Origin of the sequence: Blastococcus sp. TF02A-26 (assembly GCF_003319125.1) — a bacterium.
GTDB lineage: Bacteria > Actinomycetota > Actinomycetes > Mycobacteriales > Geodermatophilaceae > Trujillonella.
The window spans coordinates 39,880-59,066 of the sequence record NZ_QOHG01000010.1; the positions used below are offsets into that span (position 1 = coordinate 39,880).

The window sequence follows — 19,187 nt, forward strand, 5'->3', positions numbered from 1 at the left end:
GCTCAGGCTCGGGTCCGTCCGGCCGGGACGGACAGCCACCCGCGGATCGCCGCGACCGTCTCGTCCGGGGCGCTCAGGTGCGGGCAGTGCCCGGTCGCCGCCAGCTGCACGAACGTGCTCCCCGGCACCTGCGCGTGCACGTAGCGGCCCACGACCTCCGGCGCGATGGCGTCCTCCGAGCACTGCAGGACGAGCGTCGGGACGGCGACGCCGGCCAGGTCGGCGCGGTTGTCGGAGAGGAAGGTGACGCGGGCGAACTGCCGGGCGATGTCGGGATCGGTGCGGCAGAAGCTGTTGGTCAGCTCCTCGGCGAGCTCCGGCTGCCCGGGGTTGCCCATGATCACCGGGGCCATCGCGGCCGACCAGCCGAGGTGGTTGGCGTCGAGGGAGTCCAGCAGGCCGGCGATGTCGGCACGGCTGAAGCCGCCGGTGTAGTCGCCGTCGTCGACGTAGCGCGGGCTGGGCCCGACCATCACCAGCGCTCCGAACAGCTCGGGCGCGGCCCGGACCGCGAGGACGCCGATCATCGCGCTGACGGAGTGGCCGACGAGGACGACGTCGGTGAGGTCCAGCTCTCGGCAGATCTCCACGACGTCGTCGGCGTAGCCGCGCAGCGAGCCGTACCGCACCGGGTCGTAGGCCGACAGGTCCGAGCCGCCGGAGCCGACGTGGTCGAACAGGACCACCCGGTGGTCGGTCTCGAACGCGGGCGCGACGTGCCGCCACATCGCCTGGTCGCACCCGAAGCCGTGGGCGAAGAGCATCGGACGTCCCTGGGGCGCCCCGCTGATCCGCACCCGGTTCCGGGCCACCACCGACACGGCCCGAACCTACGGGAGACGGCTCCGTCTGTGACCACCCGCGGCCCTGTCGTGACCTGTCCGGGACGGGACGCAAAGCCCTGTTGCCCGGGACCCGCGGGGCCCTACCGTGCCCGCCATCCCGCGCCGCACCCCCGGCCGGTCCGCTCCCGCATCGAGGTCCCCATGCCCACCCTCGCGGTCCGTCCCGCTCCCTCCCCGACCCCGGTCCCCTCCGCTCCCGCGGCGCCGTGCCGGGCCACGGCCCACCAGCTCGTGGTCCACCGGCTGGCACGCCGCGAGTTCCGCGTCCTCGCCCGCCTGGCCACCTGGGCCGCCGCCGACGACGCCGCCCGCACCGCCGCCCTGGCCGCGCACGCCGACCTCGTGGGCCGGGTGCTCCTGCACCACCACGCCCTCGAGCGCGAGCTGATCTGGCCCGCCCTGCTCCGGGAGCTGCCCGATCGCGACGCCGACCGCGCCCGGGACCGGATCGCCGACTGGACCGCCCGGTGCGCGCGGGTGGACCACCTGCTGCGCGACATCTCCACCGCGGCCCGGCAGTGGTCGGTGACCGGCACCGGGGCCGCCCGGGACGCCTTCGCGATGGCCTGCCTGGTGCTGGCCGGCGCGGTCGACGAGCAGACCGGCGAGGAGGAGCGGGAGCTGCTCCCCCTCCTGGCCGCCCTGCCCGCGCAGCGGTGGTCGGAGATCACCGCCTCGGCCGGGTGCGCCCTGTCGGGCCGGGAGCAGCTGTTCGTGCTCGGCCGGGCCCTGGAGGACGCGCCTCCCGGTGAGCGGTCCCGGATGCTGGCCGCGCTGCCGCCGGCCACCCGGACCGCGTGGCGGCTCTCCGGCCGCCGCCGCTACCGCGCCGCGGTCATCCGGTTGCGCGGCGAGCCGCCCGCTCCCTGACGGGGCCTCACTCCGACCGTCCCTTCGGCCTCGGCGCAGGGGCCCGCCGCGAGCGCGCGAGCGGTGGGGCGGCGAGGTCCTTCTTCAGTAGCGGGAGGTGCCGCACTCCGCGCAGCGCTTGCGGTGAACGCGGGACTCCCCCGAGCAGTTCGGGCACGTCCAGGTCGCCCGCTCGGCGGTGGTGGTGGGTCGTTCGACGGTGCTGGTGGCGCTCATGGCCTCCCCCTCTGTGCGGTGACCGGCGGGTCTCGCGGCGGTCACGACCGACGCTAGGGAGCCCGCGTGACGACGAGGTGACCTCCGGGTTGCACTCCTGGACGGGCCCGGTGAGTCCGCTCACGCGTGGCACCGATGAGAACGCCGTCCCGGGCCGGTCCGAGCTGCCGTGACCCCCACGTTCGTCCTCGTCCCCGGTGCCGGCGGGCAGGCCTGGTACTGGCACCGCGTCGTCCCCGAGCTGGAGCGGCGGGGCTTCCCCGCCGTCGCCGTCGACCTGCCGGCGGACGACGACACCGCCGGGCTGGCCGTCTACGCCGACGCCGTGGTCGCCGCGGCCGGCGACGCCGCGGACGTCGTCCTCGTGGCGCAGTCGATGGGCGGCCTGACGGCACCGCTGGTGTGCGACCGGCTGCCGGTGCGGCTGCTCGTGCTGCTCAACGCGATGGTGCCGCGCCCCGGGGAGACCGGCGGGGACTGGTGGGCCGCGACCGGTCACGACGTCGACGCATCCGACGACGCCTTCGTCCACGACGTGCCGGCCGAGGTGCTGGCGACCGCGCCACCGCCGCGCGACCAGTCCGGCCGGCCGTTCGAGGATCCGTGGCCGCTGCCGGCGTGGCCCGACGTCCGCACCGTCGTCCTGGCCGGGCGGGACGACCGCTTCTTCCCGCCCGACTTCCAGCGACGGGTGGCCGCGGAGCGGCTCGGCCTGGAGGTCGGCGAGGTCCCCGGTGGGCACTGCGCCGCGTTGGCCCGTCCCGTCGAGCTCGCGGACCGGCTGGTGTCGTTGGTCGGGTGAGCCGCGGCGCCTCCGGCCCCGCGGACGCGCACAATGGTCGGTCCGTCCCGAGCCGACCAGAGAGAAGCGCGTTGCCGTCCACCCGGTCCGATGTCGTCCCCCACTCCGAGCTGGCCACCGAGCAGGAGTACGTCACCGATCTGTACCGGCGGCTCGACGCCGCTCGCGACCTCGCCGCTCGCCGGCTGCGCCAGGCGATCACGTCCCCCGCGGTGTCCCCGCAGGACCTGCAGGAGCGCGACGCGACGGTCCGCTTCCAGTCGGAGCGGGTGACCGCGCTGGACGCGGCCGAGGCCGGTCTGGTCGTCGGCCGGATCGACCGGGCCGAGGAGGGCGCGCTCTACGTCGGCCGGATCGGGCTGGCCGCCGACGACGTCTCCACCGACCCGGCACTCGTCGACTGGCGCGCCCCCGCGGCCCGGCCCTTCTACACCGCGACGCCGATGCACCCGCTCGGGATCGTCCGCCGCCGGCACATCCGCACCCGCGGGCGCACCGTGACCCGGCTCGACGACGAGCTCATCGACGCGGTCGGGGCGGCCGACACCGAGGGGCTGCAGATCACCGGCGAGGCGGCGCTGCTGGCCGCGCTCGGCGCCTCGCGGACCGGCCGGATGACCGACATCGTCCGCACCATCCAGGGCGAGCAGGACCGGATCATCCGCGCCGACGCCAACGGCGTGCTGGTCGTGCAGGGCGGGCCCGGAACCGGCAAGACCGCCGTGGCGCTGCACCGGGCGGCCTACCTGCTCTACACGCACCGCGAGCGCCTGGCCCGGCGCGGTCTGCTGGTGGTCGGGCCGACGCCGACGTTCCTGCGCTACATCGCCGACGTGCTGCCCTCCCTCGGCGAGACCGGCGTGCTGCTGTCGGGGCTGGGCCAGCTGCGGCCGGGGATCGACGCGCGGGCCGCGGAGTCGCCGGAGGCCGCTGCCGTCAAGGGCCGGCTGGAGATGGTCGAGGTGCTCGAGCGGGCCGTCGCCGCCCGCCAGGTCGTGCCGGACGCCCCTCTCGAGATCGTCGTCGACGGGACGCCGCTGCGGCTGCGCCCGATCGACGTCGCCCGGGCCGGCCGGTCGGCCGTGCGGGCCGCCCGGCTGCACAACCTGGCCCGCCCGGAGTTCGCCCGCCGCATCGTCGACCTGCTCGCCAAGCGCTACGCGGAGAAGCTCGGCGAGGGGATCCAGGGCGGGCGGGACCTGTTCGGCCGCGACGACCTCGGCTCGCTCCGCCGGGAGGTGGCCGGCGACCCGGGCGTGCAGGCGCTGGTCCAGCGGCTGTGGCCGCGGCTGACGCCGGAGCGGTTCCTGCGCGAGTTCTACGCCGACCCGGCCGCGATCGCCGCCGCCACGCCGGACTGGAGCGAGACGGACCGGGCGCTGCTGCACCGGGCCGACGACTTCCCACCCACCCACTGGACGCCCGCCGACGTCCCGCTGCTCGAGGAGGCCGACGAGCTGCTCGGCACCGACGACTCGGCCGAGCGCAGCCGCGCCGGCCGCGACCGGCGCCGCCGGCTGGCCGAGGCGCAGGCGACGCTGGACCTGCTGCACGGCTCCCGCTCCACCGACCTGGAGGACGACGAGGAGGGCTCGCACCTGGAAGCCGAGGTGCTCAGCGCCGGCGACCTGCTCACCGCCGAGCGGCTGGCCGACCGGCAGAGCGAGCTGGACTTCCGCACCACCGCCGAGCGGGCCGCCGCCGACCGCACCTGGACGTTCGGCCACGTCGTCGTCGACGAGGCGCAGGAGCTGTCGCCGATGGCGTGGCGGCTGCTGGTGCGGCGCTGCCCGACGCGGTCGATGACCGTCGTGGGCGACGTCGCGCAGACCGGCTCGCTGGCCGGCGCCGACCGCTGGGCGGAGGTCCTCGACCCGCACGCGAAGGGCCTGTGGCGGCTGGAGGAGCTGACCGTCAACTACCGGACGCCGGCCGAGATCATGGCCGTGGCCGCCGACGTGCTGGCCGCCGGCGGCACCGGGCTCACCCCGCCGCGGTCGGTCCGCGAGGGCGGCGAGCAGCCGTGGGCCGCGCGGGTGGCGGAGGCCGAGCTCCCCGGGCGGGCCGCCACCTGCGCCGCCGAGTGGTCCGCGCACGAGGGGACGCTGGCGGTGATCGTCCCGCCCAGCCGGGTGGCGTCGGTGACCACGGCCCTGGCGGCGGCGCTGCCCGCGGTCTCCTCCGGACCGGACGCGGACTCCGCGCTCGGCCCGGTGGTGCTCACGCCGACCGAGGCCAAGGGGCTGGAGTTCGACTCGGTGCTCGTCGTGGACCCGCAGGGCGTGCTCGACGAGGGGGTGCGCGGCCGCAACGACCTCTACGTCGCCCTCACCCGCGCCACGCAGCGGCTCGGCGTCCTGACGCCCGGCCCACTGCCCGCGGAGCTGGCCCGCCTGGGCTGAGGGTCTAGCGGGACCGCGGGGCGCGGGTCGCGGGAGGACGACGGTGCGCCGAGTACTCCACGAAGCCGACCGCGGCGGCGGTGAGCACGAGGCCGGCCACGCCCCAGAAGACGAGGGAGACCCCGGCCGTCGTCGCGCGCTCGGTCTCGGCCCGGATCAGACCGACGAAGAGCATCAGCAGGGACAGCGCAGCCCCCAGCGGGGCGAGCCACCGGCTCATCGCGATCCCTCCTCGTCCTCGGTCGTCGTCCGGACCCACCGTCCCCCACGGCACCCGGACCGGCCACGAGGTCGGGAAGCGCGCCGGTCGCGCCCTCGCGGAGCGTGACCGGTCGGGCCACCGTCCGTCAGGCCGCGGTCTCCCGGACGTGCAACCGCACACCGCTGGCCGGGCGGGCCGGGATCCGCCGCAGGGAGATGGTCAGGTCCTGCTGGGGCGCCTCGGCGTCGAGCCGGGCCAGCCGCTGCGCCAGCGCGGCCAGCAGGCCGACGGTGATCTGCTCGCCGGGGCAGCGGTGGTTGGTGCGCGGGTCTCCCCCGCCCTGCGGGACGAACTCGAAGGCGCCGATCTCCCGGTCGAGGAAGCGCTCGGGACGGAACGCGTAGGGCTCGGGCCACAGCTCGGGGTCGTGGTTGGTGCCCCAGAGGTCGAGCAGCACCATCGAGTGCTTCGGGATGCGGACGCCGTCGTACTCCAGCGCCTGCGGCGCCCGGCCGCCGATGAACGGGGCGAACGGGTAGAAGCGGCGGACCTCGTGCGCCCACGCCTCGGCGAACGCCGCGTCGCCGCTCGCCAGCCGCTCGCGGTGCTGCGGCCAGCGGATCAGCGCGTGCCCGGAGTAGGCGACGAACCAGGCGATGGCGGTGGTCGGCCGGATGACGTTCAGCAGCTCGACGGCGCAGGTCTGCGGGCTGAGGAGCTCGCCGTCGGCGTCGCGGTGGTGGACGACGACGTCGACGACCGAGCCGGTGGGGACGGTCCGCCGCCCGGCGCGGACGTCGTCCACGAGGCCGGCCAGCCAGCGCTCCCGCCGCCCGCGAGCCCGCCGGGCGCGCCAGTGCCGCGGGCCGCCGGTGGCGAAGCCGTCGACCATCGCCGTCAGGTCTGTCGCCAGGGCCGGCACCTCGTCGTCGGTCACCGGGACGCCGGCCCAGCGGGTCACCGAGCCGGCCAGGACGCGCGCCGCCTCGTCGAACAGGACGATCTCCCGGCCGGCCCAGGTGGCCGCGGCGTCGTCCCAGGCCTGGGCGGTGCGCTCGACCAGGGCGGTGCTGCCGCCACCCTCCGGCCCGTCCTTCATGAGCAGGGCGACGAACATCGCCTTCCGCACCCGGTGCAGGTCGCCGTCGAGGGTGTGCACGGCACCCTTCCCGAAGAGCGTGCCCTGCACCGGCTCGGGGATCGCGTGCGCTCGGTGGACGTGCTCCTCGTCGTAGAGGAAGCGCCCGGCGTCGGGGCCGACGATCCCGGTGGCGGGCAGTCCGCCGAGGAGGACGCCGACGGTCCGGCTGCTCCGCGTGCGACGTGCGTCGGGCAGCCAGCCGTAGCCCTTGGCGAACAGCAGGGGCGAGTTCTCCAGGCGCATGAGATGCGGACTGCCCAGGGACCGGGCTCCTGACACGGACGGCCGATGTGCTGATCGCTACCGCCGATGGATGGTCAGCGCCCGGCCGGGGCGGCGGACCATGTCCCAGATCGCGGAGAACGGCAGCGCGACATCGACGCTGACCTCGTCGTCGTCCGCCACCTCGATCGTCAGCGGCGGTGTGCGCGTCCAGTCCATCCGTCCCCGCACGGTGTACGTGCCGGCCGGGAGCGGGACGGCGGCGGACTCCCCCTGTCTGAGCGCCGCGACCTCTCGGTCGTCCACGAGCACGCGGAGCCGCCGGAGTATGCCGCCGCCGTCACGGGGCCGGCTGAGTCGGAGCGTCGCCACGATCGAACGCTAGATCCGCACGGTCCCGCGGGCCGATCGACGACGACTGTCCATTGCGGGCAGCCCGACGGCAACGCGCTCCGCAAGTACGGACGCCAATCCGTGGACAAGCGTCTGACCTGCGGAAACAGGTCGCCCGCGGTCGTCGCAAGCGGTAGAATCGAACACACATTCGAAGGGGCGAGGAGGCGGTCGTGGGCGAGTTGCAGTCGGCACTCGACGAGCTCGCGGGCCTGGACCTCGACGAGTTCTCCGACGGGCCGCTGCTGGACCACCTCCGCGAGGTCGTGACCACGGTCAACCGCCTCACGGCTCACGCCGTCCGGGTGACGCGCCGGGCGGACGTGCGGCTGGCGTGCGAGCACGACGGCGCGAAGACGATGCAGTCCTGGCTGCGCGGACACCTACGGATCTCCGGCTCGCTGGCCAAGGACCTGGTCGGGCTGGGCAGGGTCCTCGCCCAGCTTCCGGCGACCGAAGCGGCGTTCGCCGCCGGCCACCTGGGGGCTGACCAGGTCGAGGTCATCGCGAAGATCATCGAACCGGCCCACCTCGACAAAGCCACCGCCCAGGGCATCGACGTCCGTGAAGTCGAGACCGCACTGGTCACCGTCGCCCTCCACGGCACCCACCGCGACCTGCAGCTCGCCGTCGGGGAGTACCTGGCCAAGCTCGACCCCGACGGCACCGAACCCGACCCCACCGAGGAGCGGGCCTTCACCCTCGTGCAGCATCCCGACGGCACCTGGACGGTGCACGGCACCCTCGACGAGGTCGGCGGGCAGAAGGTCGCCACCGCCCTGGAGTCCATGTCCGCCGCCGGCCGCTGCGCCGGCGACGGGCGCACCCGCTCCCAACGTGGCGGCGACGCCCTCGTCCAGCTCGCCGATCTCGCCCTGGCCTCCGGTCAGCTGCCGGTGCTGCGGACGGTCAAGCCGCACGTCATCGTCACCATCGGCATCGACGACCTCGTCGACCCCATCACCGGACCCGCCGCCGCCGACACCGGCCTCGGCGCGACCATCTCCGCCGCCCGCGCCCGCTGGACCGCGTGCGACTCCACCGTCACCCGCATCGTGCTCGACGCCGACGGGCTCCCGATCGACGTCGGACGCGAGCAGCGAGTGGTCCCCGCCCACATCCGCAAGGCCGTCGAACTCCGCGACGAGACGTGCGTGTTCGCCGGCTGCGAGGCGCCACGCTGGTCTGCGACAGGAAGGACCCCCGTGCCCCCCGCCCCTCGCAGGCTCGCGGCGGGCCCCTGCACGGGGGCCATCGCAGGAAGATGCGAGCGCCACCACACCAAGGTCCACCACGGCTACCGCGTCGAACGCGACGACACCGCACCACCCGGCAGCCGATGGCGCACCTACCGCCCCGACGGCACCGAGATCGTCATCCACGCACCGCTGCGCACCTGACGCCTTGAGCCGTGCCCATCCCCGCTGCCACTCCCTGGGCCGCGGGGCACAGGCGCGCGCCCGGCCGGATCCCAGGATCAGCCCGGGCGCTGCTCCTGGGGGCGGTCGTCGCGCGGGAGGGTGGCCTCGTCGACGGGGCCGTCTTCTGCCGGCTTCCCCGCCGAGCTCCCGGCGCCGAGCCGGCGGAGCAGCGCGTGGACCTCCTCCGCGGCCTCGGAGCGGTGCGCTGGAGCGGGCAGCCGGTCGGCGACCGCCTGCAGCACCTCCGCCAGGCCGCGCTCCTCCGCGTCGAGCAGGCCGCGGTAGGAGGGGTCGAGGAGGTAGCCGGTCGGCGGGGTCGAGAGGCAGCCGATCAGGTCGAGGAACACCTCCAGCCGGCGGGCGGCCTCGGCCGGCGCGGCGTCGGCCTCCGCCATCGCCACCGTCGTCACGTCCCGCTCCCACAGCCGGCTGCGCACCGGGTCCTCCCGCAGCGCCAGCACCGTGCCCGACCGCCGACCCGACGGAGAGCCCGGCAGCTGCACCGCCGAGCGCACCTGGTGGGCGATCCGGATCAGGTCGTCGTCCTGCATGGAGGTGCCGACGAAGAGCACGTGCCGGGTCAGCAGCAGCGACGGCAGGACCCCCGCCAGCGCCGCCCGGGTGTCACCGAACTGCAGGTACTCCTCGCGGGTCAGCACGATGCTCGCGGGGTGGGCCGCGTCGCCGTGCAGCTTCAGCAGCCACGGTGCTCCGGGCCGCGGCTCGTCGAAGGGCAGCACGGTGAGGTCGCGGCCGACGTCCGCGGCGGCCTGCTCCACGAGCGGGTCGTAGTTGGTGGTCACGAACTCCTGCACCGGCAGGTCCGCCACGAGCGCGTGCGCCAGCGCATAGCGGCCCGACCCGAAGCGCTCCTGGACGTAGGCCTCCAGCCGCTCGCGCCCCAGCTCCCGGGCGAGCAGCGCCGCCGCGTCCTGGGCCGGCAGCTGGGCCAGGCCCGCCCGCAGCCCGGCGTCGAGCCCCGACCGCGCCGCGAGCTCGTCGAGCAGCTGCTCCCACGTCGGCAGCCCCGCCGCCGCGCTCACCCCGGCGCCCACGAACAGCGCCAAACGCCCGAGGCGCGCCATCCGGCCGAGCTCCTCGGCCACCCGCACCAGCGGCTCCGGCAGATCCCAGCCGCCGTCCTCCCCCCGCCGGACCCGCTGCGCGGCCGCCAGGTCGCTCGGGCCGCGCAGCACCAGCGCGACGTCGACGCCGTGCTCGGCGGCCCCCTCCCGCAGCACCGGGAGCAGCTGCCGCAGCAGGTCGCCACGGGTGCCCGCCGCCCCGCCCCAGCCCGTGCCGAGAGCGGGCAGCCCGACCAGCCGGCGGGCCCGGCCGTGCCGCGGCCTCTCCACCGGCCGCGCGGCGACGGCGGCCAGCGCCTCGCGGGCGCCGTCCAGCAGCCACGAGAGGCCGCGTGCCTCGTCGACCACCGTGTCCACGAGCCACACGCAGGGGTCGCCCCCGAGCTGCAGCACCCGCTCGCCCCCCGACCACGCGAGATCCAGGCAGATGCCGTCGGCGTCCTCCGCGCCGACGAGCTCCTCCGGCACGAGCGACCGCCAGCTCGGGCCGATCCGCAGGGCCCGGCCGGTCGGCACGAGGACGTCGTCGCAGGACAGCCGCGTCAGGTCGGCCCCGACGACGAAGACGTGTCCCCCCACACGGCGCCGTCTACCCCGCGGCTCCCGCCGCGGAACGGATCCCGCCGCCGGGCGCGCTCAGCTGAGGACGCCGCACCCGCCTCCGGCGCAGGCGCAACCGGCGCACCCCGCGGGCTGCGGCTTCGGCGGCACCGGGCGGGCGGCCGCGGCGCGCAGCCCGGCGGAGCCGGTCACCAGCACCACGCCGAACACCGCCACGAGGATCGCCGCCACCGAGGTCGCCCCCTCGCGGGCCCGCTCCCAGTCCGCGCCGATCCCGGTGCCGACCAGCAGCAGGGTCACCAGCGCCGCCCAGACCAGCGCGACGATCCCGCCCCGGCGGGCGACCGCGCCCCGCGAGAGCAGGACCAGCGACCCCGCGAGCAGGGCCAGCGGAGCGACGACGAGGAGCACCCAGCCGGCCAGCGCACCCGGGACGGCGGCCACCGCCAGAGCGGCGACACCCGCGACGGCCGTGCCGATGCCGACCGAGCGCACCCGGCCGTCGAGCTCGTCCCGGCCGGGGCCGGCGACCAGGACCGCGCCGCGCACGGCGCCGAACAGCCCGAGGGCGCCGAGGAGCAGCCGGGCACCACCGTCGGTCCAGAAGGCGGAGACGGCCGCGACCGCCACCAGGGCCACGCCGAGGGCCAGCCACCGGGGCCAGGCCCTCCGGGCCACCTCGGGGTCCGCCTGCGTCACCGTCGTCGTCGCCGTACCGCTCACCACGCCCCCAGTGTCCCCCACCGGGCGAGATGATCACCGCTGTGCCAGATTCGACGCGCACGGGGGCGGCGGACGGGAGTGCGGGATGAACGTCGGGTCACCCATGGGCGCGGTGGATCGGGCCGGCCGCAGCGACGCGCTCGAGCACCTCGCGCGGGTCGGACTGCTGGCCTACGGCGTGGTGCACCTGCTGATCGGCTGGCTGGCGCTGCAGCTGGCGTGGGGCGGGGGCGGCGACTCCGCCGACCAGTCCGGGGCGATGGCCACGCTCGCGGACTCCCCCATCGGGAAGCCGCTGCTGTGGGTCGTCGCGATCGGGATGATCGCGCTCGCGGTCTGGCAGCTGGCCGAGGTGCTGCGCTGGCGGTCGGGGCTGTCCGCGTCGGGTGACCAGCGCAAGAAGGCGGTGCAGAAGACGGCGAAGTCGGTGGCCAAGGCCGTCGTCTACGTCGCCCTCGCCGTCCTGGCGATCCGGTACGCCACCGGCTCCGGCGGTTCGAGCTCGCAGCAACAGCAGCAGACGACCACCGGCGTGTTCGGCTGGCCCGGCGGCCGGTGGTGGGTGGGCCTCGCCGGCCTGGTGCTGATCGGCGTCGGGGTCTACCACGTCTACAAGGGCGTCTCGAGGAAGTTCCTCAAGCAGATCGACCTCGGCTCCGCCTCGCCGGGCGCGCGTCGCCTGGTGGAGCGGGTGGGCCTGGTCGGCTTCCCGGGCAAGGGCATCGCGCTCGGGCTGGTCGGCGCGCTGCTGGTGCACGCGGCGGTCACGTTCGACCCTGCCGAGGCCACCGGGCTCGACGGGGCGCTGCGCACGGTGCTCGACGCGCCGTTCGGCCAGTTCCTGCTCACGCTGGTGGCGCTGGGCATCGCTGCCTTCGGCGTCTTCTGCCTCATCCGGGCGAGGTACCCCGAGCGCACCTGAGCCGCGGGCCGCAGGATTCGGGGGTGCCCCTCGCCCGCGCGCTGCTCGACCGCGTGACCGGTGCCGTCGAGCGGGCTCGGGACGTGACCGACCACCCCGTCCTGGAGGCGCTGGCCCGCGCCGGCCTGGTCGCCTACGGCCTGCTGCACCTGCTGATCGCCTGGCTGGCGGTCCGCATGGCGCGGGGCCTCGGCGGGGCCGACGCCGACCAGACCGGCGCGCTGCAGACGGTGGCCGACGGTCCCGGCGGCCGGGTCCTGCTGTGGGCCATCGGCCTGGGCCTGCTGTCGCTGGCGCTGTGGCAGGCCGGTGAGGTGCTGCTGTGGTGGCGCGGCCTGCTCGACCCCCGGCACCGGCTGCGGACGGCGCTCGTGTGCGCGAAGTGCCTGGCCAAGGCCACGGTCTACGCGGCGTTCGGCGTCACCGCGCTGCTGTTCGCCGCCAGCGCCGGGTACCAGGCCGACGAGCGGCTGCAGGAGCTCACCGACGACGCGCTGGAGATCCCCGGGGGCACCCTCGCCGTGGAGGCGGTCGCCGTCGCGGTGCTGGCCGTGGGCCTCTACACGCTCTCCCGGGGGGTGACCGGCGGGTTCATGCGCGACATCGACCTGCCCGCCGCGCCGGACCGGTGGGAACCGGTGATCGAGGTGGTCGGCCGGATCGGCTACCTCGCCAAGGGGGTGGCGTTCGGGCTCGTCGGCGTCCTGCTGTGGCGGGCGGCCCGCTCGGCGGACGTCTCGACCGCCACCGGCCTGGACGGCGCGATGACGGCGATGGCCGGGGTGGACGCCGGACCGTGGCTGCTCGGCGCGGTCGCCGCCGGGTTCGCGGCGTTCGGGCTGTACGCCCTGGCCCGCGCGCGGTACCCCGACCGCGACCCGTCCAGCTGAACGGGCCGCGGCCGGGACGACGCGTCAGTTGCGCGGGCCGCCCGCGACGTAGAGGACCTGGCCGGAGACGAAGCCGGCGCCCTCGCTGGCGAAGAACGAGACGGCGTGGGCGATGTCCTCGGGCACCCCACCACGGGCCACCGGGATGGCCGCCGCCCGCTCGGCGACGTACTCCTCCCAGTTCCGCCCGATCCGCTCGGCGGTCGCCTTCGTCATCTCCGTCTGGATGAACCCGGGCGCGATGGAGTTCGCCGTGACGCCGAACTTGCCCAGCTCGATGGCCAGCGTCTTCGTGAAGCCCTGCAGACCGGCCTTGGCCGCGGCGTAGTTGGCCTGGCCACGGTTGCCCAGCGCCGAGGTGCTGGACAGGTTGACGATCCGGCCCCACTTGGCGTCGATCATGTGCTTCTGCGCCGCGCGGGTCATGAGGAACGACCCCCGCAGGTGCACCGCCATGACGACGTCCCAGTCGGAGTCGGTCATCTTGAACAGCAGGTTGTCGCGGGTGACCCCGGCGTTGTTGACCAGGACGACCGGCGGGCCGAGCTCGGCGGCGATCCGGTCGACGGCGGCGGTCACCTGGTCGCTGTCGCTCACGTCGGCCCCCACGCCGAGGGCGCGGCCGCCGGCGGCCTCGATCGCCTCGACGGTGCCCTTCGTGGCCGCCTCGTCCAGGTCGACGACCGCGACGGCGAACCCGTCGTCGGCCAGGCGACTCGCCGTCGCCGCACCGATGCCGCGGGCCGCGCCGGTGACGATGGCGACGCGCTGGGAGGACTCGCTCATGCTGGCTCCTTCACTGTCAAAGATGGAGGGATTGCATCATGCGGGCGGTGTTGGCCCGCCACGGGTTCAGACCCGCTCGAAGAGGGCCGCCAGGCCCTGGCCGCCACCGATGCACATCGTCTCCAGGCCGTAGCGGGCCTCGCGGCGGGCCATCTCGCGGGTGAGGGTCGCGAGGATCCGCCCGCCGGTCGCGCCGACGGGGTGGCCCAGGGAGATGCCCGAGCCGTTGACGTTCATCCGCTCGAAGTCGGAGTCGGTGAACCCCCACTCGCGGGTGCAGGCGAGGACCTGGCTGGCGAAGGCCTCGTTGAGCTCGATCAGGTCGACGTCGGACAGCTTCAGGTCGGCCTGGGCCAGCGCCTTGGCCGTGGCCGGCACCGGGCCGACGCCCATCGTCTTCGGCGGCACGCCGGCCACCGCCCAGGAGACGACCCGGGCCAGCGGGCGCAGCCCGAGCTCGGCGGCCTTCTCCGGCGAGGTGACGATGCACACCGCGGCGCCGTCGTTCTGGCCGCTGGCGTTGCCGGCGGTGACGGTGGCCTCGTCGTCCTGCTTGCCCATGATCGGCCGCAGCTTGGCGAGGGTCTCGACGTCGGCGTCGGGACGGATGTGCTCGTCGCGGTCGACGACGGTGTCGCCCTTCCGGCCCTTCACGGTCACCGGCACGATCTCCTCGGCGAACCGGCCGGCCTCGGTGGCCGCGGCGGCCTTCTGGTGGCTGCGGACGGCGAACTCGTCCTGCTCGGCCCGCCCGATCCGGTACTCGCGGCGCAGGTTCTCCGCGGTCTCGATCATGCCGCCGGGCACGGGGTGGTTCACGCCGCCGGCGGTCACCCGGCCGCGGGCCAGGCCGTCCTGCAGGAGCACGCCCGGGCCGGCCTTGACACCCCAGCGCATCGCGGTGGAGTAGAAGGGCGCATTGCTCATCGACTCCGCGCCACCGGCGAGCACGACCTCGGCCGCGCCGGTCTGCACGGACATCGCCGCGTAGAGGACCGCCTGCAGACCCGAGCCGCAGCGGCGGTCGATCTGCAGGCCCGAGGCGGTGACCGGCAGGCCGGCGTCCAGGGCGGCGACCCGGCCGATCGCCGGCGCCTCCATGGTCGGGTAGCAGTTGCCGAGGAGGACGTCGTCCACCGACTCCGGCGGGAGGCCGGTGCGCTCGATCAGCGCCTTGACCACGGTGCTGGCGAGCTCGTGCACGGGGACGTCGCGCAACGACCCACCGAAGCCCCCGACGGGCGTCCGCAGGGGCTCACAGATGACGGCATCACGCACGGGGACCTCCTCGACGGCGGCGACGCAGTCGGTCGCCGGGGCGCTCCGAGTGTGCCCCGCCACTCCGGCGGCGCGGCGCCGGGTCCCGACGGAGGCCCGGACACCGCGGGAGCCCCGTGCTCAGGCGGCGCCGACGCCGCTGTCGTCGGCCGGCTGGACGTGCTCGATGCCGAGGACGTGCTCCAGACCGGTGACCTGGATGGGGCGGAGGACCGCCCGGGTGGCCACGAGGACCCGCAGCCGGACGCCGAGACCGGTCGCCCGGCCGTGGGCGGTGACGAGCGTGTGCAGCCCGGCGGAGTCGAGGAAGGTCACCTGGCTGAGGTCGACGACGACCTCGGCCGGCGCGGCCGCCAGCACGGAGTCGAGGCAGGTGGCCAGCCGCGGGGCGGTCGAGCAGTCGATCTCGCCGACGGCGGTGATCCGGCCCCCGGCGGAGGAGGTGACGGACAGGAGATCGGGTGTGATGGTGCCGGTTCGGGTGGCTGTCACGGTGTCGTCTAACGAGTGGCGGGCCCGTACGGAGAACCTCGACCCGTGAGGGAGGGGGCGCGGCGAGGAGCTCGGCTGCGGTGCAGCGGCTGACTGTTGAACCGCACGGCCGAGGCTACGGGCGCGGGGCACCGGTGACAAGGCGCGGCGCCGCTGGTCATCGTCCCGTTCCCGGGCGGACACCCGCGGCGACGAGGCGATACTGGGCGCGTGCGCAGACGACTGGTGCCCGGTGCGGTGCTGTGGGTGGCCGCGACGGTTGCCGTGTTCCTCCTCCTCGACCCGGTCCTCGGCGCCGCCGTCGCGATCTTCGGTGGGGCCCTGGTCGCCCTCGTCGTCCTCGCCGCCGACTGGGACCAGCACTCCAGCTACGAGGAGCGGGAGATGGCACGCAACCTGCGGCGGAAGGAGAAGTGGGCGCGCAACGCCGACGCCCGGGCCCGCGACCGTGCCCGGTGGGAGGCGCACCAGGCCCGGCAGGCCGGGCGGACCGGGGCCGACGAGGACGCCTGACCGGTAATTCGCTGGCGCGGCGCCGGCGGCGTCCCTAGCGTCTGCGCCATGCGCTACTGAGCCCCCCGGCAGAGCCCCCCCCCGGTCGAGCACCGCTCCCCGCCGTCGCGCGTCCGCGCGTCCGCGCGTCCCCCACCTCAGGTATCCCTCTCGCCGGCTGCCCGCGCACCGGCGCGCACCTCCCCCGGAGGTCCCCTTGTCAAGCCCGAAGCACGCACTCCCTCCCGCCGCAGAGACGGCCGTCGAGCGCCTCGCCCGAGTCCGCGGCGGACTCCCCCCGCAGGACCGCTCCGGCGGTCCCCGCGACCGGCGGGGGTCCGCTCGGCCGTCGACGCGCGGCCACGCGCCCGGCGCCTCCGCCATCCCGCGCTGGAAGTAGACCCGCTACCGAGGGACGCCCTCCCGGCTCCGCGAGCCGGGAGGGCGCTCGCGTCTCAGACGGCGTCCTCGGCGGCGAGCCGGCCGGTCCCGTCCGGATCGGCGAACGCCTCGGCCAGGGCCTGCCGCAGCCGCCACGCGCCCGAGCGCCACGCCAGCGCCCGGCCGAGTGCGCCCGGGCTGCCGTCGACGGAGTCGACGTCGTCCCCCGGCCACCAGGCGACCGCACGACCGCCGGCGGTGAGCCGGTCGTGCAGCGCGACCTCACCGGTCAGCTCGGGCAGGCCCAGCCGGGCCGCGGCCAGCCCGGCGCCGGGCAGGTCCGCCCAGCGGACGACCCGGGTCGGGCGCCCGTCCACGGCGGCCGACACCTCCTCGCTCGCCAGCGGGACGTCGAGCAGGTCCGCGACCGCCCCCGGTGCCCCGCCGGCCGGCGCCAGCGCGGCGGTCACGAACGGGTACAGCCACGGCACGTCGAGCACCACCACCGGCTCCCGCTCGGGGTCCGCGACCCGGTCCGGCGCGACGCGGACCCGCGCCGGCGGTGGCACGTCCAGCCCGTCGAGCGCTCCCGCCAGGCGGGCGTAGACGGTGCGGAGGACGTCGGGCCGGACCCTCCGGGCCGGGTCGCCGAGCCGGTCCAGCAGCTCGACGGCGGTGTCGGGGTCGGCCAGGACGTCGGCGACGGTGACCGCCGGGGCGAGCAGCTCGAGCACGTCGGGCGACGCCTGCGCCACGTCGTACAGTCCCTGTAACTCCGCGCCGTCGGGTGCCCGCAGCCGGTCCGGGCGCCGGCCGTCGAGGACGGGATGCGTGCGCAGCCACCACCGCAGGTAGCCGGGGACGACGGTCTCACCGAGCCGCACGTCCGCGCACGCCTCCGCCGGCAGCGCGGCCAGCATCGGCAGCGCCCGCGACCAGTCGGTGACCAGCTCGAGGTCGCGGACCGCGGTCACCGGGGGCCACGGCGGCGGCGGCGGTCCGGACGGCAGCCGGTCGAGGACGGCGTCGGCCCACTCCTCCGCCCCGTCGACGTCGAGCTCGTCGGGATCCTCGGCGCGGACGACGGCGAAGGTGTCCAGCACCCCCACCGCGCTCAGGACCGCCGGATCGGTCGCCGCGACGGCGGCACCGTCCAGCACGCCGAGCGCACCCGCCTCCAGGACCTCCGCGAGGGGCGACCCCGGCAGCAGCAGCTCGCCGGCCGGTGCCCAGCCGCCGGCCGCGTCGGGCAGCGCGAGCTCGGCCAGCCACGGCAGATCCCCGGGCGCGGGAGAGGCCGCGGCCACGAGGGCGAGGACGGCGTCGGCCAGCGGACCGGGATCCCCGTCGGGCTCCTCGGCGGCGTCCATCGAGACCTCGACCGCAGCCCGCACCGCGGGGTCGGCGAGCACCTGAGCAGCGGTGGCGGGCCGGGCGCCGAGCCGTTCCAGCAGCCGCCGGGCCGCGGGGAGGGCGACGACGTCCGGATGGCACAGCCGCAGGCCCAGGGGCGCCAGCGCCGGCACGGGCAGGCCGGGCTCCGGCAGCAGCACCCCGGCCGGTCCGGGAGCGGTCCGGCCGTCGGCGAGCGGCACCGGCAGCGCGCCGAGCTCCTCGCGCTGCGCGCCCTCCAGCGCCGCGTACAGCCGCGCCCACCACGCCGCGGGGCGGTCGACGCCCGCCACGGCGTCGGCCACGTCGGCGGTGCCGACGCGGCGGACCCCGAGCGCGGCCAGGGCCGGAGCGGCCGACCGCCGCGACCACCCGTCGGGCAGCAGTCCGGGGACGACGTCGGCCAGTGCCGCCACCCGCTCGGGGGTCGGGTCGGCGAGCACCGCGGCCCGGCCGGGCGGCTGCCGGACGGCGGGGTCCGCGGCCGCCGGCAACCAGTCGGCGCTCCGCAGCCGGTCGAGCACCGCGGTGCCCAGCACGGCGTCGAGCTCGGCGGCGGCCAGCCCGACCCGCGGCACCAGGGCGAGCACCGCCGGGTCGTCGGCCGGCGCCCTCACGAGGTCGACGTAGGCGTCCGCGGCGGCCGCGACCAGTGCGTCGGTGACCGGGCCCGGCAGCACGTGCCGGCGGTCGGGCCCCAGCGGGAAGGGGGCCAGCAGCCGGACGGGCAGGGACAGCGGCTCGTCGCTCGGCGTGGGCGCGTGCACCGTCTGCGGCAGGGGCAGCGGCACCGGGGCGCCGCCGTCGTCGGTCGGCACGGCCCAGGTGACGGTGAACCCGCGCCGGTCCCGTTCCTCGGCGGCGCGGTCCAGCTCCGCCGGCAGCTCCCCGGACCGCTCGGCCAGCCGCCAGGTCGTCGTCCGCCCGGCATCGGTGAGGACGGCGGTGTCGCCGTCGCGCACGCAGGACAGGGTGCGCGACTCCCCGGCGACCACCTCGATCGCGACGAGCCCCGGCAGCGCCAGCAGCAGCTCGGCGGTCAGGGCGTCCAGCGCCGCCCGCACCGCGGACCGGGCGCCGGGTCGCAGCGGCAGCACGACCTCGGTGTCGAACCCGGGCGGCGGCGTCCCCTCCGCCGGCCACGGCAGCCGCAGCACCGGCACGCCGCCCTCCCGGCGGGCCACCTCCTCGGCCAGGACCGGGACGGCGGACACCTCGGCCCGGGTGCCCGCGGCGCTGAACCGCACCCCGCCGGTGGTGGAGACGACCGCCGGCTCGTCGCTGACCGCGAGCACCGCGGCGAAGCCGACCCCGAAGCGGCCGACGCTGCCGGGCTGGTCCCGCTTGGCCGAGGCGCGGAGGGTGGCCAGCCCCTCGACCCCGGCCGCGTCGAGCGGGGCGCCGGTGTTCGCCGCGCGCAGCTGGCCGCCGCCGGGGTCGTCGGCCAGCTCGAGCCGCAGCCGGCCCGGGACGCCGGCCCGCACCGCGGCGTCGGCGGCGTTCTGCGCCAGCTCCACCAGCAACCGGTCGCGGTAGCCGCCGCGGACCAGGTCCTCCTCGGCGTTGGCGTCCTCGCGGAAGCGCGCCGGCGAGGCCGACCACGCGGTCAGCACGTGCTCCCGCACGACCGCCGTCGCGAAGGGGTCGACGTCGGGCACGGCGTCAGCATGG

The 19,187-nt window shown here is 76.3% G+C and carries 18 protein-coding genes; 7 read left to right on the forward strand and 11 right to left on the reverse strand.

What is annotated here, in order from left to right:
- Positions 1 to 2 precede the first annotated feature (2 nt).
- Positions 3 to 821: an alpha/beta fold hydrolase gene (locus DQ240_RS12805; protein ID WP_233498685.1), complete on the reverse strand. Its 819-nt coding sequence runs from the start codon at positions 819 to 821 to the stop codon at positions 3 to 5.
- Between the two features lie 165 nt (positions 822 to 986).
- Here DQ240_RS12805 and DQ240_RS12810 point away from each other — a divergent pair, with 165 nt between their 5' ends.
- Positions 987 to 1,715 carry a hemerythrin domain-containing protein gene (locus DQ240_RS12810; protein ID WP_113840004.1) on the forward strand — a complete coding sequence of 243 codons (729 nt, stop codon included), beginning with the start codon at positions 987 to 989 and terminating at the stop codon, positions 1,713 to 1,715.
- An 84-nt stretch (positions 1,716 to 1,799) separates the two neighbouring features.
- Here the strand turns inward: DQ240_RS12810 and DQ240_RS24285 are convergent, their stop codons facing one another.
- Positions 1,800 to 1,931, reverse strand: coding sequence for a hypothetical protein (locus DQ240_RS24285; RefSeq protein ID WP_255410897.1), 132 nt, complete (start codon positions 1,929 to 1,931; stop codon positions 1,800 to 1,802).
- 169 nt (positions 1,932 to 2,100) lie between these two features.
- On the opposite strand from DQ240_RS24285, the gene DQ240_RS12815 reads away from it, so the two are divergent.
- Together DQ240_RS12815 and DQ240_RS12820 are read left to right on the forward strand one after the other, a co-directional pair.
- The gene (locus tag DQ240_RS12815; protein ID WP_113840005.1) at positions 2,101 to 2,733 is read left to right on the forward strand and encodes an alpha/beta fold hydrolase; all 633 of its coding nucleotides are present in this window, start codon (positions 2,101 to 2,103) and stop codon (positions 2,731 to 2,733) included.
- A gap of 71 nt (positions 2,734 to 2,804) precedes the next feature.
- Positions 2,805 to 5,135, forward strand: a complete 2,331-nt coding sequence (locus tag DQ240_RS12820; RefSeq protein WP_113840006.1) for an ATP-binding domain-containing protein — start codon at positions 2,805 to 2,807, stop codon at positions 5,133 to 5,135.
- Positions 5,136 to 5,139: 4 nt separating this feature from the next.
- On the opposite strand, the gene DQ240_RS12825 is transcribed toward DQ240_RS12820, so the two are convergent.
- The 3 genes from DQ240_RS12825 to DQ240_RS12835 all read right to left on the reverse strand — a co-directional run bounded on the left by DQ240_RS12825 (position 5,140) and on the right by DQ240_RS12835 (position 7,072).
- A complete protein-coding gene (locus DQ240_RS12825; protein WP_113840007.1) occupies positions 5,140 to 5,355 on the reverse strand; it encodes a hypothetical protein in 216 nt (71 codons plus the stop codon).
- A gap of 127 nt (positions 5,356 to 5,482) precedes the next feature.
- A complete protein-coding gene (locus DQ240_RS12830) occupies positions 5,483 to 6,721 on the reverse strand; it encodes a cytochrome P450 (RefSeq protein ID WP_113840008.1) in 1,239 nt (412 codons plus the stop codon).
- Positions 6,722 to 6,778: 57 nt separating this feature from the next.
- Entirely contained in the window at positions 6,779 to 7,072 is a 294-nt protein-coding gene (locus DQ240_RS12835) for a hypothetical protein (RefSeq protein WP_113840009.1), read from the reverse strand.
- 194 nt (positions 7,073 to 7,266) lie between these two features.
- On the opposite strand from DQ240_RS12835, the gene DQ240_RS12840 reads away from it, so the two are divergent.
- Positions 7,267 to 8,493 (forward strand): DUF222 domain-containing protein, encoded by a 1,227-nt coding sequence (locus DQ240_RS12840; protein ID WP_113840010.1) that lies wholly within the window; start codon positions 7,267 to 7,269, stop codon positions 8,491 to 8,493.
- Between the two features lie 77 nt (positions 8,494 to 8,570).
- On the opposite strand, the gene DQ240_RS12845 is transcribed toward DQ240_RS12840, so the two are convergent.
- Entirely contained in the window at positions 8,571 to 10,178 is a 1,608-nt protein-coding gene (locus DQ240_RS12845; protein WP_113840011.1) for an SIR2 family protein, read from the reverse strand.
- Positions 10,179 to 10,235: 57 nt separating this feature from the next.
- Positions 10,236 to 10,886 (reverse strand): hypothetical protein, encoded by a 651-nt coding sequence (locus tag DQ240_RS12850; RefSeq protein WP_147261992.1) that lies wholly within the window; start codon positions 10,884 to 10,886, stop codon positions 10,236 to 10,238.
- Between the two features lie 82 nt (positions 10,887 to 10,968).
- Here DQ240_RS12850 and DQ240_RS12855 point away from each other — a divergent pair, with 82 nt between their 5' ends.
- Complete coding sequence (locus tag DQ240_RS12855) at positions 10,969 to 11,805, forward strand: DUF1206 domain-containing protein (protein ID WP_113840013.1); 837 nt, start codon at positions 10,969 to 10,971, stop codon at positions 11,803 to 11,805.
- A 23-nt stretch (positions 11,806 to 11,828) separates the two neighbouring features.
- A complete protein-coding gene (locus DQ240_RS12860; RefSeq protein WP_113840014.1) occupies positions 11,829 to 12,695 on the forward strand; it encodes a DUF1206 domain-containing protein in 867 nt (288 codons plus the stop codon).
- Positions 12,696 to 12,719: 24 nt separating this feature from the next.
- Here DQ240_RS12860 and fabG read toward each other — a convergent pair whose 3' ends face one another.
- The 3 genes from fabG to DQ240_RS23270 form a co-directional block, all read right to left on the reverse strand.
- Complete coding sequence (gene fabG / locus DQ240_RS12865) at positions 12,720 to 13,481, reverse strand: 3-oxoacyl-ACP reductase FabG (RefSeq protein ID WP_113840015.1); 762 nt, start codon at positions 13,479 to 13,481, stop codon at positions 12,720 to 12,722.
- A gap of 66 nt (positions 13,482 to 13,547) precedes the next feature.
- Entirely contained in the window at positions 13,548 to 14,759 is a 1,212-nt protein-coding gene (locus DQ240_RS12870; protein ID WP_113840116.1) for an acetyl-CoA C-acetyltransferase, read from the reverse strand.
- Positions 14,760 to 14,879: 120 nt separating this feature from the next.
- Positions 14,880 to 15,251, reverse strand: a complete 372-nt coding sequence (locus tag DQ240_RS23270) for an STAS domain-containing protein (protein WP_158548665.1) — start codon at positions 15,249 to 15,251, stop codon at positions 14,880 to 14,882.
- A 210-nt stretch (positions 15,252 to 15,461) separates the two neighbouring features.
- Here DQ240_RS23270 and DQ240_RS23275 point away from each other — a divergent pair, with 210 nt between their 5' ends.
- Entirely contained in the window at positions 15,462 to 15,764 is a 303-nt protein-coding gene (locus tag DQ240_RS23275) for a hypothetical protein (RefSeq protein ID WP_158548667.1), read from the forward strand.
- A 434-nt stretch (positions 15,765 to 16,198) separates the two neighbouring features.
- Here DQ240_RS23275 and DQ240_RS12880 read toward each other — a convergent pair whose 3' ends face one another.
- Positions 16,199 to 19,174: a sacsin N-terminal ATP-binding-like domain-containing protein gene (locus tag DQ240_RS12880; protein WP_113840017.1), complete on the reverse strand. Its 2,976-nt coding sequence runs from the start codon at positions 19,172 to 19,174 to the stop codon at positions 16,199 to 16,201.
- Positions 19,175 to 19,187: the final 13 nt, after the last annotated feature.